Source organism: Chitinophagaceae bacterium, from assembly GCA_030053935.1.
Classification (GTDB): domain Bacteria; phylum Bacteroidota; class Bacteroidia; order Cytophagales; family JASGCU01; genus JASGCU01.
The window spans coordinates 1-12,611 of sequence record JASGCU010000070.1; the positions used below are offsets into that span (position 1 = coordinate 1).

Consider the following 12,611-nt stretch of genomic DNA (forward strand, 5'->3'; position numbering starts at 1 on the left):
AGTTTTAAAACTATTGGTAATAGAATAGTTACAAAATTATAAATGTATCAAAAGTGACTTTTCGGAGCGGACTCATCATGTAAAGAAAGTATCCGAATGGTTACGATTCTTTTAGTTTATCTTTTACTTGTTCTAGGGGCATTATTTCTTCTTTAAAAGAATACGCTCCTGTTTTTGGGGATTTGATAGCTTTGATAAGCTTTGCGTAGTTTATTTCTTTTTTGAGAGTTGCTACTGTTTTCTTTGCCATTTTTTGTTATTTAATTTCTTTGTGGATAGTATGTTTTCTTAATATTGGATTATATTTTTTGAGTTCTAATCGTGTTGTAGTATTTTTTCTGTTTTTAGTGCTGATATAGCGAGATGTTCCTGGTAGTCCGCTATTTTTGTGTTCTGTACATTCTAGGATTACCTGTACTCTATTTCCTTTTTTTGCCATTTGTTTATAAATTTAGATAAATAAAACCATTTTTTTCTGATTCTTTTAATACTGCATAAATACCTTTTTTGTCTATTGTTCTGAGCATAGAAGAAGATAGTTTTACAGTTATCCATTCATCTTTTTCTGGTATGTAGAATTTTTTAGTAAAGAGATTTGGATAGAATTTTCGTCGCACTTTATTATTAGAGTGAGAAACTTTATTTCCTGTTATGGGGTGTTTTCCTGATAATTCGCAGATTCTTGCCATGATTTTTTGAGTATAAATATAATGTGGGTATTAAAAATATATTTTTATAATGTAATAAAAAGAGCCCCCTATCGGAATCGAACCAATGACCTACTGATTACAAGTCAGTCGCTCTACCTGCTGAGCTAAGGAGGCAAAAATACTATATTTACAAATATAGTAAAAAATTATTTAATGTTGTATTTTTAGTAATTATTTTGCATAAAAAAGTATTTTTTTTATTTATTTCTGAATTTTTCTATTTCTTTTTTTGCGGATTCTATTTTTTTTTCTGTTTCTATTTTTATTTTTTGAGAAGCTGCGCTTTTAGATAATCTTTCTAAGTTGAGTTCCCATGTGCGTATATCTTTTTCTAACTGGGATATTTTCTGTTGATTTTCTTTACGATTATAGTTATTTTGATTGTTATTTTTGTTAGAAGTATCGGAAAAGTTTTGGTTTTGAGTATGTTTTAGGTCAGAATATTGTTTTACATTGGAATGTTGTTTTACATCGGAGTATTGTTTTATTACATTTTTTATTCTCTTGAGAGAAGATTCATCTTCTTTTTCGATGGCTTTCATTATGAGTTCCGTAGTATCTTTATATTTCTTTTTTATATGTTCTAATTTATTTTTAGGAACTTGTCTTATGTTTTTATAATCTGTTATGAGTTTTTCTAATGTATCTATATCTGGTGGGGTTTTGGATATTATTTGTAATAATTTTTCACAAATTGCTTCTTTTTTTTTCAAATTTTGTTCTTCGTAGTATTCTGGTAGTAGGAAAGATTTTCTTTTCGCATAAAAATCATTACACGCTTGGGTATAGTTTTCGATAATTTTTTTTAATTTTTTTTCATACGGAACTATAATAATTTCCTTCCATTTTTTTTGAATTTCTGTGACTTTTTGAGTGAATTCTTCTATATTTTCTTTGGTAATGTTATCTGTTATATAATTTATTTGTTCTACTAATTGTGTTTTTATTTCGATATTTTTAGGCACATCTGCCTCTAATGACTTTAAGCATTGCTGTTTGTTTTTAAAGAATAGATAGATTTGCTCTCTATATTTTTTTTCAATTTTATTTTCTTTATTAGTTTTTAGGGTTTCTATTTTTTCCCATTCTTCTTGAAGTTTTGGGACATTAAGTATATTTTTTCTCCATGTTTTCAGAAATATCTCTTTGTTTTGGGGTTCGGTATTTGTGTATTCTGTAGGTATTGTGTTTATTTCTATAAGGGTATTGAGTATTTTTGTTTTTTGTGTTATAATTTCTTCTTCTTTTATTTTGAGAGTTTTAAAGTAATCTCTTTTTTTATTATGTATTTCATCGGATATGAGTTTAAATCTATTTTCTATACTTATTTTTTCTTCTTGTGTTATTGCGGATATTTGAAAAAATTCGTGCTGAATTTTAGATAGTTGTGTTACTGCTTGTTGAATATGTGGGTGGTCTTTTAGTTTTTCTGCTTTTTCGCAGAGTTTTATTTTTAATTCTTTATTTTTTTTTTTATCTAGGTCCTTGAGTTCGTAAAAGAAATTTATTTTTTTATAAAACATTTCTCTGAGGGCTTTGTAGTTTGCTAATAAAATTTTGTTAGGTTTTTCTGTGCTTATTTCTATTGCTTTCCATTGTTCTTCTATTTTTTTTACTTTTTGAAGAATATTATAGGATTCTGTAGGATTTGTATCTATTTCAGAAACGAGGATTCTAAGTGCGTCTAAGAGTTCATTTCTTTTTTTAGGGGTATTTTCTTTTGTTTTTTCGTTATTTTTAAGGAACAGTAGGAGTAGTTTTTTGTATTCGTTGTATATGTTTTCGAATTCAATGGATGTTTTGTCGAGGACGAATGAAAAGTTTTCTTGTTTTCCTCCTTCGGATAAAAATTTTTCCAAGTATTCTTTTTCTTGTGTTTTTAGATATTCATTGTGAACTTTTTTGAGTTCTTCTACTTCTTCTTCTATTTTGAGAGTGTCGGTGTTAGAACTGAGTAAATTATTTAAGAGATTTAAAAATTCTTTGTTATCCGATATATATGTATATTCTTCCGATGTTTCTTTTTCCATTTCTGCAACAATATTTTTATTCACGTCTTTAGTTTTATTTAAAGTATTTTTTTTTGTATTTTCTTGATTGTTCATAATCTGTTTAGTAACTCATTATGTAAATTTTTATATATTGTATTACGATTATGTTATTTAATCTATTTTGTGTAGTAGTATTATATTCTTGAGTAGGGTCGAAAAAGTTGCTTTTAGCATGTTACTTCTCTTACTTCGGGTACCATTTTTTTTAAGAGATTTTCAATTCCTGATTTGAGAGTAATAGTGCTTGATGGGCATCCTTTGCAAGCTCCATGTAGTGACAGTTTTAATATCCCTTGGGTAAATTCTTGAAATATTATTGCCCCTCCGTCCATTTCTACTGCGGGTTTCACGTATTCATCCAAAATACTTTTAATTTTTATTTCTATTTCTGTATCTGTTGTATGTATGGTTGTATCTGATGTGTTTTTTTTTTCTAATATGATAGGTTGTTCTGTTTCTAAGTATTTATATATACATTCTTTTATTATTGTTTGTATTTCTTGCCAATCGTATGATTCTTCTTTGTTTACTGTTATAAAATTATTCATACAGAAAACATTTTTCACAAAAGGATATTGAAAGAGTTCTTGTGCGATGGGAGATTTTTCGAGGTTTTCTTTTTGAGAAAAATCATATATTTCTCCTTCTTTTGTAAGCATAAAATTAGCAACAAATTTTAAAGAGTGTGGATTTGGATTTGCTTCTAAGTAGAGATGGATATTTTTTTTTGATGTATTTGTCATTATTTTGTATTGTGTATCGGAATAACAGTGTATTTTTATATTATGATAGATATTGCTTAGAATATTTGAAATATTTAGTATAATAGTTATTGAAAAGCATTTATGCAAAATATAAAAAATGATTCTATTTTATATTTTCTATATTTTTTAGATAAAAAATATAGTTTTTTTATTAAAAAACAATGAAATTAAAATAAAAAACAATATTTACAAAACTACGCATTGAGTTATTGATTTAAATAAATAATGTAATTTTACTACATACTAAATAAATATAGTTACGTGAAAGAAAAAAAATGGAAAAAAAAACGCGGATAGTTGCTACTTTGGGGACGAAGATGGGGAAAAATGGTAGAACTGTGGATAATAAACAAATCCTTACAAAATTAATACAGAAAGGATTGAATGTTATACGTTTAAATTTTTCTCATATCACTCAAGAAAAGGATAGGATGGAAATTAAAGAGTTGGTAAGGATAGTAAGAGAAGAGATTAATGAAGAGTTAGGGACAAATGTTTGTTTTTTACAAGATTTACAAGGTCCGAAAATACGTGTTGGGAAAATGAATACAGATATTTATGTAAAAGATGGAGATACAATAATTATAACTACACATATCTTAGATAATACATATGAGGGGAAAATTCCAAAAATATTTTGCGATTATGAGTATTTTTGTGAAGATGTAGAAGTAGGCCATTCTGTGTTTATTAATGATGGATATATTGAGATGCGGGTAAAAGAAAAAGATATGCATAAAAAGGAAGTTACTTGTTCTGTTATAAATGGGGGAAAAATTTCTTCTCACAAAGGAATAAACTTACCACAAACTCTTGTCAAAGCTGCTTCTTTAACCCCCGATGATGAAAATGATTTACATTTTGGAATAGAAGTTTTAAAAGTAGAATGGGTTGCTATTTCTTTTGTAAAAACGGGTGCTGATATAATAGATTTGAGAAACAAAATTAATGATATAAGTAGGAACGCAAAACAAGATTGTCCAAAGATAATTGCAAAAATAGAAACTCCTGAGGCACTGAAAAATATAGATTCTATTATCAAAGAAACAGATGCTATTATGGTGGCGAGGGGAGATTTGGCAGTAGAAACGCCTCTTTATAATGTTCCTATTTTGCAAAAAGAAATGATAAAGAAGTGTAATGCCAATGGAAAAGCGGTCATAGTAGCGACTCAGATGTTGGAGAGTATGATAACAAATCCTCGTCCCACAAGGGCAGAAGTGAGTGATGTAGCAAATGCAGTATTAGACGGTGCTGATGCTGTTATGCTTTCGGGAGAAACTTCTGCTACTGATGCTTTGTATCATGTTGAGGTTGTAGAAACCATGGCAAAGATTATTCAACATACAGAACAAAATCTTTCAGATACAAAAATTAATGGAGTAGAAATACGTAGTAATATATATAATAAGATACAAAAATACCCTGATTTTTCTACAGAGAGTCGATCTAATGATGAGTTGGTAAGGGGTGCTTGTATAATAGCAAAAGAAATTAATGCAACAAAAATAATTGCTACTTCTCGGAGTGGCTATACGGGGTTGCGTATAGCTATACATAGACCTGAATGCGATATATTTATTTTTTCAGAGAATCGTTTTGTGGTAAAAATGCTCAATCTTATATGGGGTATTAATACTTTTTATATCCAAAAAAGGGGTGATTCTTTGGAAAGCACTTTTGATATCATTAGAAAAAAGTTATTAGATGAAAAGAAAGCAAAAACAGGGGAGAAAGTGGTCTTTATTACGGATTCTTTTTTGGTTACCGAAAAAATAAAAGGTTTTTGCGATACTATTAAAATAGAAAAAATATAAACATACATGAATACAAATAAAAAACTACGTAATATTCTTTTTTTTGTTATTTTTTTACTCTTTGTTGCGTATCTTGCGGAAAATAAATTTCATTTTTTAGCGTCTCGTGGTTCTGTTCCTACTTCTTTACCGAAGCAAGCAGTTCCTTTATATGTAAAAGCTATGGTAGTAAAACCAAAAGCATTTGATGAGAAACTCACGGTAACGGGTACTCTTATTGCATACGAGCAAATAGATATTATATCGGAGGTTTCGGGGAAAATCCAAAGGATTCTTTTTAAAGAGGGTGATTGGGTAAAAAAAGGGCAATTGCTTATACAATTAGATGTTTCTTATTTAGAAGCACAATTAGAGAAGTTACATTTTTCTAAAAAATTATACGAAACGAATGAATTTCGTCAGAGAAAGCTTTTGGAGAAAGAAGCTATTAGTCAAGAAGAGTATGATATAGCTATTACTCAGTTGAATACCACTAATGCTGACATTAAAGTATTAGAGAATCAAATACAAAAGTCTTTTCTAAAAGCGGCTTTTAGTGGCTATATAGGTTTAAGGATGGTGAGCGAGGGAGCATTTATTACTTCTAATACAGATATTTCTACTCTTACGAATAAAGATTCTATCAAAATAGAGTTTTCTATACCAGGGAAATATAGTCATTTAGCAAAAAAGGGGAAAAAGATATTTTTTTCTTCGGATATTTCTAAAAGGAGTTACGAAGGAATAATATATGCTGTTTCATCGGTAGTAGATCAGGCGACAAGAACTTTGAAAGTAAGGGGTATTGTTCCTAATAAAGACAATGATCTTTTTCCGGGGCAGTTTACTACGGTTGACATTGTTTTAGAACATAAAGAAAATGCTATTTTAATTCCTACTGAGTCCATTGTAAATGATATTAATGGCAATAAAATCTTTCTATCTAAAAATAATATTGCTGTTGAGCAGGTTGTTACTATGGGAACGAGAACTTCCACAGAAGTAGAAATATTAGACGGTGTCAATACACAAGATACTCTTATCATTTCTGGGTTATTGCAAATAAAAAATGGTACCTCATTATATATTTCAGATTTTATTCAGTAAAGTGATATTCATTTTAATGTTACAATGGTGACTCCGTTTCCTCCTTGTTCTATTGTTTCTTGAGAAATATTGCTTACAAAAGAGAGTGTTTTCAGATGTTCTTGCACTGTTTTCCTTAGGGTGCCATTTCCTGTGCCATGTATTATTTTTACTTCGGATACATTGAGCAATATTGCCTCATCTAAAAATGTATTTACTATGAGTATACTTTCGTTTGCTCTTTTTCCTCTTATGTTAAGAGATGTTTGAAAGGTTGTTTTTCTTTTGTGTATATTGAGGTCTGAAAAGGTGCTTTTTTGGATTTTTTTTTCTTTTGAGAGATGATTGGTTTTTTCTAATTGTGCTATATCGGTGTGTGTTTTTATATTTCCGAAGCGGACTTCTGCTTTTTCTCCTTTTATGGCTACTACTTCTCCTTTTATTTCTTTTTTTTTCCATATTACGGTGTCTCCTATTTGGATTGTTTGGGGTTGATTCGCTTTTGGATTTGGGGGATTCTGCTCTGTTTTTGTTGGTTTTTCTAGTATTTTTAAAGAATCTTCTATGTGTGTTGTATAGTTTTGTAGTTCTTTGCGAATGGTGGAGGTGGCTTTTTTTTCGGCTTGTTTTTCTTTTATTTCAGAGATGGTTTTTTCAATTTTTTTATTTGCTTCCGTAACTATTTGCTTTGCTTCTAAGGTTGCTTGCTTGATGTAATTTTTTTTTTCTTTTTCTAATGATTCCTTGAGCGTTTTATATTGTGTTTGTAGCGTTTCAACTTCTTTATTTTTAGCGTCTAAAATATCATTTTTTGCTTTGTATTCCTGCTTTAGATTTTCTACTTCTGCAAGGAGTATCTCTAATTGTATATGCTCATCTCCAATATTCTTTTGAGCATAGTCAATAATATGGAGAGGAATACCTATTTTTCGGGCTATTTCTAAGGCAAAAGAGTTCCCGGGAGAGCCGATTTTTAATTCATAGAGTGGTTGGATGTTTTTTGTGTCATACCGCATAGATGCATTGACAATTCCTTCTTGGTGTGATGCTATTTTTTTGAGATTACCATAGTGAGTGGTTATTGCTCCGTAGGCTCCTGCTTTATAAATATCTAATAAAATACTTTCTGCTATTGCTCCTCCAAATTGAGGGTCTGTTCCTACCCCAAACTCATCTACTAAAAAAATGGTTTTTTCATTGCTATTTTCTAAAAAATACTTCATATTGGTAAGGTGAGAACTGTATGTGCTGAGATTTTTTTCTAAGGACTGCTGGTCTCCTATATCTATAAATATGTTGCTAAAAATGCCCATAGAGGAGTTTTCTTGCATTGGGACTAATAAACCGCATTGATGCATATATTGTATCAAGGCTATGGAAGTAAGGCAGAGTGTTTTTCCGCCTGCATTAGGACCTGATATTATAAGTATTTTTTGTTGTTTATGGAGTGATATATCAAAAGGAATTATTTTTTTTTTGTCTTTATTATAAAAAAAGAAAAGGGGATGAAAGGCATTGTTCCAATGGAGGATGCACTCGTCTTTCAGGGCAGTAAAAGAGAGATTCAAATCTGTTGCGAGTAATGTTTTTGCTCGTATAAAATCTATTTCTCCCAAAAAATTATACGCTTCTGTGAGAGCAATAAAGTGTTCACGTAAGTTATGAGTTATTTTTGTTAAAATTTTCACAATTTCTCTTCTTTCGGATATTTCTAATTCTTTGAGTTCGTTGTGTAGTTCTACCAATTCAATGGGTTCTATATATGCTGTTTGTCCGGTTGCGGATTCATCGTGAATAATTCCTTTTATTTTTCGCTTATACTCGGCTATAATAGGGATTGTTACTCTGCCTGAACGAAGCACGGGAGTAGAGTTTTCGGGGACGTATCCTAAATTTTGAATACTTTTAAATATTTTTTCTGTAGATTGCTTGATGTGGATGCGTTTTTTGTGAAGTTCTTGTCGTATTTTGGTGAGTTGAGGGGAAGCGGAAGAGTGTATTTTCCCTTTTTCATCTATAGATTCAAAAAAAAGAAGCACCTTTTCTGAAAGAACCATCGTCTGTGAGAGATTGTATAGTGTGGGGTATGCTTCTTTTTTGATATGGCAAAAACGATGTATGGCAAAAATAGTTTGCAAGGAAAGTTTCATCATATATATTTCCTCTTCTTCTAAAAAAGCTCCTTCTATTCTGATGGTATCAAAATAATGAGTAGGGTCTACATAATGATTGGTAGGGAAGGTATGCCCTGAAGCGAGGATATTACAGAATTCTGCGGAAAGAGATGTTTGTTTTTTGATAGTATCTGCATCATCTGATATGTGCATTGCTGATACTCGCTTTTTTCCTAAGGTGCATAAACAATGCTCGTCTATAATTGCCCGTATCTTGTCAAAACCTATCCGCTCCTCTATGTCTTCTGGGTATATTTTCATAAAAAATGCCTGTTAACGGACTTCTACCATTCTTTTTTCTACTTCCGTCCAGTTAATTACCTTATAAAATGCTTGTATATATTCTATTCTTTTGTTTTGATATTTAAGATAATAGGCATGTTCCCAAACATCTAAACAAAGTATCGGCACTCCTTGGCAACCCGAATTGGGAATAAGGTGATTTTCTTGATTGACAGTGGAGTTTATTTCTAATGTTCCGTTTTTAACACAAAGCCATGCCCAACCTGAGCCAAATCGAGTGAGAGCCGTTTGTGTAAATATCTCTTGAAACTTTTCAAAAGTTCCAAAAGCAGAGGTCAATGCTGATGCCATCTTCTCTGTAGGAGCATTTTCTCCTGCTTTCATTATATTCCAAAACATACTATGATTCCAATGCCCTCCTCCGTTATTTTTTATTGCAGGAATATGAGAATACTTTTGCAATAATTCCTCCAAGGACTTTCCGTGTAGTTGTGTATCGGAATGGATGGCTTTATTGAGGTTATCTACGTAAGCCCGGTGATGCTTTCCATGATGAATTTCCATTGTCTTTGCATCAATATATGGTTCTAAAGCATCAAAAGGATATGGAAGAGACGGAAGCTCAAATAATTCCATAGCTCTATTCTCTTTTTTTTTCTCCCCAAAAGCAGATAAAACCCCTGCTGCCACAGTTCCTACCATTGATTTTTTTACAAATTCTCTTCTTTTCATTGTTTATGTTTATTAAGAAGTTCAATTATTTATTAATTATACTGTTTGTTTTCATACAAATCAAACAAATGTAGAGAATGTATGAGAACGTTCTCATAATAGAAAAAAAAAATATTTTCAAAGAATTATATGTAATTACGTGTATTATCATTACAAAAATCAAAAAATATGCAATAAATTTTCGTGTTTCATTACCCATTAAGTTTACCAAAGTTTTTATAGGTATATTATTCTCTCATCCTATCTCTCCCGCTCAATCTTCCCATTTACTTTGAGTTTTATAATCTCCGTATTTTCTAATCCCTCGTTGTCTATTATTTTTTCACCAATCCAAAGAAATTTTATTTATTGTGCGTTCGGATTTTTTGTCTAACATATTTTTATGAAGCTGTATTTCAGGCATTTGGTCCCAAGTTTTTCCTTCCAAAAGTCGTCCTGTTTTTTTCTTGTTTGTGCCACCCCATTGTTTGAAGAAAAATGCAACATCTACTTCTAAACATTGATTTTTAATGTCTGTCACCCATTCTTCTTTCATTGGTCTGGGTTTTCTGCCACTTTCTCCACCTACAATTACCCAATCTATTCCTTTCAAGTTCATATTTGGAATAGCTTCAATTAATGGCTCACAAGAAAGAAATTTAACTCTTGCCCCTGTCTCACAAAGTAGGTCAATTCTTTTTGTAGCTTTACTATTTTCTACCGAAACACCCATCCAAATATTATGTGTCCACTCTAACCAACCTTCACTGTCATAGTATCTCAAAATATCTGCTCTCTTTGTCAAAACCTGAAAAACGTGTTGTGGATTGTCTTTCATAACTTTAAATACCTTTTTAATAAATTCAATGGGAACGTCTTTGTGAAACAGGTCGCTCATAGAGTTCACAAAAACAATTTTTGGTTTTTTCCAAGTATATGGTGTTTGTAATTCGTCTTCGTGAATTGTTATTTCAAAATTGTTTTTGTATTTCTCAACTCCCATTGCCTGTAAACGCTTGGACAGAACCTCTGCATAACAGAACTTACATCCTGCCGAAATCTTGTCGCAGCCTGTGGTTGGATTCCAAGTCATTTCAGTCCATTCTATACTTGATTGTGCCATATTACTGTTGTTTATTATACTTTGTTATAATTTCATTTGCTATTTTCACTGCTGTTTCATTGTTTGAAGCCATAAAAAAATGAAACATAATGGAGTTAACTTTATTTTTTAAAATGTAAGGTTCTGATACAAACTGAAACAAACTTAGTAGTCTTTCTTTATAAAGAATTGCAGATTTTTCAATTGCTTGGTTTTCTTTTAAAACAACTTTTTCTTCCCCAAACAAAGTGTTTTCAACCGTTTCTTTGTAGAAATAATTAAGTATTTCATCTTTTTTCATACCTAAAAAAACTTCAAGTTTTGATACCAAAGCATCAGAAATATTTGAATCATTTTTCAGTAATCTATTAACTCCCATTCCTGTTGGAACTAAAATCCAAACATCAACAGAACGTTCTTGTAAGGTTTGCAATGAATTCCAATGTAACTGCATTCCGCAAGGGTCAATATATGCTAATATTTTATATTTTTTCCCTTCGGGAGTCGTCAAGAATTTGCTCATAGACACAATTTTATCATTACAATCTTCTTTTACAATGTGAACTTTTTTGTCAGGGTAAAGTTTTTTTGTAGCTTCTTCTAAATAATTAGCGTTTCTATCATCTTTTTCAACAAAATAAAATTCATCGAAAGATATGGGTTTTTCTATCTCTAAAATACGTTTTGCAGCTCCTACTATACTTATTTGTTTTTTTTTTGTTATATATCCAGAACCTGCAAAGCCATCAAAATACAAAAGTTGCCATTTATACTCTTTAGCGCGCTTGTTCATAATTTTTAAATATGCTGTCGCGTACTCAACAAGTATTTCTATTTTTGTTTCTGTCCAATCTCCTCCAAATGTATTCATAGTTTTATTTGTTTTTATATTACTAATGCTTCACGTTGTTTCCAAAAAGTAATTGAAAATATGTTTGAAGTAAATGTTTTTCTCAAAACTAAACAATATTTTTTTATAAATTATTTGTAATAAACATAATACCATTATTTCTTTTTTAATATTTTTTGAGAAAGAAACAAAGTAAAAAAACACCATCTTTTCAATATTCTCTCATCCTACCTCTCCCGCTCAATCTTCCCATTTACTTTGAGTTTTATAATCTCCGTATTTTCTAATCCCTCGTTGTCTATTATTTTTATGGCGATATTACAAATGCCCGCTTTAAATTTATAATGCTGGTCTCCCGTCTTATCAAAAATTATTTCGGCATTAAACTTGTCATTTTTATAGTCAAAGTCCCACATATAAAACTCAATCCCTGCAGTGCTTTCTCCTCTTGCCTTAAATTCTATTTCTCGCAAACCCTTTGCATCTGTGCCTTTGTCAATAATTTCCACTGATAATTTTGGTTTTTTGGCAATGGGAACAATATCTTCTACTTTTACCAATTCTATAATAGTGTTCTCTTCGTTTTTCAATCTTGCAACCTCCTGAACCGCACCTTTTCCGAATGAAAAAGCGATGATAAACCCAACGGGTTTCTTTTCGGATTTGTTTTTTTCAAACACATTCTTGTCATTTCGTTTGACGGCAGAAAGAAAATTATCTATTACATTTCTGCCAATGTTATCGCTTCTTTTCACTTGAATGGGCTGGTTTTCCCTTGTTTTTCCGTCCAATCCCAAGTCCCCGCGTTGCTGTGTATTGTTAATTCCGCCGAACTGAGTTATGATAAAAGTTTCAAATTCAAAGGCATCTTTATAACGCAAAGTGTCAAAATCATATTTATGCAATTGCGTAATAAAAGGGTTTGCAAATAGATCCTGTTGGTTATGCATCCTTGCTTCGGTTATTTTTATGGCAGATACTGATTGGTCAATTCCTATCCATTTTCTTTTCAATTTGTCTGCAACGGCAACGGTTGTTCCTCCGCCAACAAAGGGGTCGAGGACAATATCGTTTTCATTAGAAGCACATGTTATTATTCTTTCTAATAGTTTTTCGGGTTTTTG

At 30.9% G+C, this 12,611-nt stretch carries 12 protein-coding genes, 1 tRNA gene and 1 pseudogene; 2 read left to right on the forward strand and 12 right to left on the reverse strand.

What is annotated here, in order from left to right; genetic code table 11:
• Positions 1–100: 100 nt before the first annotated feature.
• From QM536_07420 to QM536_07450, 7 genes and pseudogenes are all read right to left on the reverse strand, one after another.
• Complete coding sequence (locus tag QM536_07420; GenBank protein MDI9356833.1) at positions 101–250, reverse strand: DUF4295 domain-containing protein; 150 nt, start codon at positions 248–250, stop codon at positions 101–103.
• Between the two features lie 6 nt (positions 251–256).
• The gene (rpmG, locus tag QM536_07425) at positions 257–439 is read right to left on the reverse strand and encodes a 50S ribosomal protein L33 (protein ID MDI9356834.1); all 183 of its coding nucleotides are present in this window, start codon (positions 437–439) and stop codon (positions 257–259) included.
• A gap of 4 nt (positions 440–443) precedes the next feature.
• On the reverse strand, positions 444–689 hold the full coding sequence (gene rpmB / locus QM536_07430) for a 50S ribosomal protein L28 (protein ID MDI9356835.1): 246 nt from the start codon (positions 687–689) through the stop codon (positions 444–446).
• A 62-nt stretch (positions 690–751) separates the two neighbouring features.
• Positions 752–824: transfer RNA gene (locus QM536_07435), tRNA-Thr, on the reverse strand.
• Between the two features lie 83 nt (positions 825–907).
• Entirely contained in the window at positions 908–2,815 is a 1,908-nt protein-coding gene (locus QM536_07440) for a DUF349 domain-containing protein (protein ID MDI9356836.1), read from the reverse strand.
• Between the two features lie 113 nt (positions 2,816–2,928).
• Complete coding sequence (locus QM536_07445; GenBank protein ID MDI9356837.1) at positions 2,929–3,123, reverse strand: NifU family protein; 195 nt, start codon at positions 3,121–3,123, stop codon at positions 2,929–2,931.
• Positions 3,124–3,225: 102 nt separating this feature from the next.
• Positions 3,226–3,504, reverse strand: a pseudogene (locus tag QM536_07450) (NifU N-terminal domain-containing protein).
• A gap of 296 nt (positions 3,505–3,800) precedes the next feature.
• On the opposite strand from QM536_07450, the gene pyk reads away from it, so the two are divergent.
• Entirely contained in the window at positions 3,801–5,342 is a 1,542-nt protein-coding gene (pyk, locus tag QM536_07455; GenBank protein ID MDI9356838.1) for a pyruvate kinase, read from the forward strand.
• A gap of 6 nt (positions 5,343–5,348) precedes the next feature.
• The gene (locus tag QM536_07460) at positions 5,349–6,428 is read left to right on the forward strand and encodes an efflux RND transporter periplasmic adaptor subunit (protein ID MDI9356839.1); all 1,080 of its coding nucleotides are present in this window, start codon (positions 5,349–5,351) and stop codon (positions 6,426–6,428) included.
• Between the two features lie 8 nt (positions 6,429–6,436).
• Here the strand turns inward: QM536_07460 and QM536_07465 are convergent, their stop codons facing one another.
• The 5 genes from QM536_07465 to QM536_07485 all read right to left on the reverse strand — a co-directional run.
• Positions 6,437–8,842, reverse strand: coding sequence for a Smr/MutS family protein (locus QM536_07465; GenBank protein MDI9356840.1), 2,406 nt, complete (start codon positions 8,840–8,842; stop codon positions 6,437–6,439).
• Between the two features lie 12 nt (positions 8,843–8,854).
• Complete coding sequence (locus tag QM536_07470) at positions 8,855–9,460, reverse strand: superoxide dismutase (protein MDI9356841.1); 606 nt, start codon at positions 9,458–9,460, stop codon at positions 8,855–8,857.
• A 418-nt stretch (positions 9,461–9,878) separates the two neighbouring features.
• The gene (locus tag QM536_07475) at positions 9,879–10,658 is read right to left on the reverse strand and encodes a phage Gp37/Gp68 family protein (protein MDI9356842.1); all 780 of its coding nucleotides are present in this window, start codon (positions 10,656–10,658) and stop codon (positions 9,879–9,881) included.
• A 1-nt stretch (position 10,659) separates the two neighbouring features.
• On the reverse strand, positions 10,660–11,508 hold the full coding sequence (tcmP, locus tag QM536_07480; protein MDI9356843.1) for a three-Cys-motif partner protein TcmP: 849 nt from the start codon (positions 11,506–11,508) through the stop codon (positions 10,660–10,662).
• A 206-nt stretch (positions 11,509–11,714) separates the two neighbouring features.
• On the reverse strand, positions 11,715–12,611 hold an 897-nt coding region (locus tag QM536_07485; protein ID MDI9356844.1), incomplete at its 5' end, for a site-specific DNA-methyltransferase.

What these genes read in the sequence shown, in the direction of transcription:
- QM536_07475 (MDI9356842.1), bottom strand. Translation starts at nt 10,658, where the DNA reads ATGGCACAATCAAGTATAGAATGGACTGAAATGACTTGGAATCCAACC.
- QM536_07465 (MDI9356840.1), bottom strand. Translation starts at nt 8,842, where the DNA reads ATGAAAATATACCCAGAAGACATAGAGGAGCGGATAGGTTTTGACAAG.
- QM536_07440 (MDI9356836.1), bottom strand. Translation starts at nt 2,815, where the DNA reads ATGAACAATCAAGAAAATACAAAAAAAAATACTTTAAATAAAACTAAA.
- pyk (MDI9356838.1), top strand. Translation starts at nt 3,801, where the DNA reads ATGGAAAAAAAAACGCGGATAGTTGCTACTTTGGGGACGAAGATGGGG.
- rpmG (MDI9356834.1), bottom strand. Translation starts at nt 439, where the DNA reads ATGGCAAAAAAAGGAAATAGAGTACAGGTAATCCTAGAATGTACAGAA.
- rpmB (MDI9356835.1), bottom strand. Translation starts at nt 689, where the DNA reads ATGGCAAGAATCTGCGAATTATCAGGAAAACACCCCATAACAGGAAAT.
- QM536_07420 (MDI9356833.1), bottom strand. Translation starts at nt 250, where the DNA reads ATGGCAAAGAAAACAGTAGCAACTCTCAAAAAAGAAATAAACTACGCA.
- QM536_07470 (MDI9356841.1), bottom strand. Translation starts at nt 9,460, where the DNA reads ATGGAATTATTTGAGCTTCCGTCTCTTCCATATCCTTTTGATGCTTTA.
- QM536_07460 (MDI9356839.1), top strand. Translation starts at nt 5,349, where the DNA reads ATGAATACAAATAAAAAACTACGTAATATTCTTTTTTTTGTTATTTTT.
- tcmP (MDI9356843.1), bottom strand. Translation starts at nt 11,508, where the DNA reads ATGAATACATTTGGAGGAGATTGGACAGAAACAAAAATAGAAATACTT.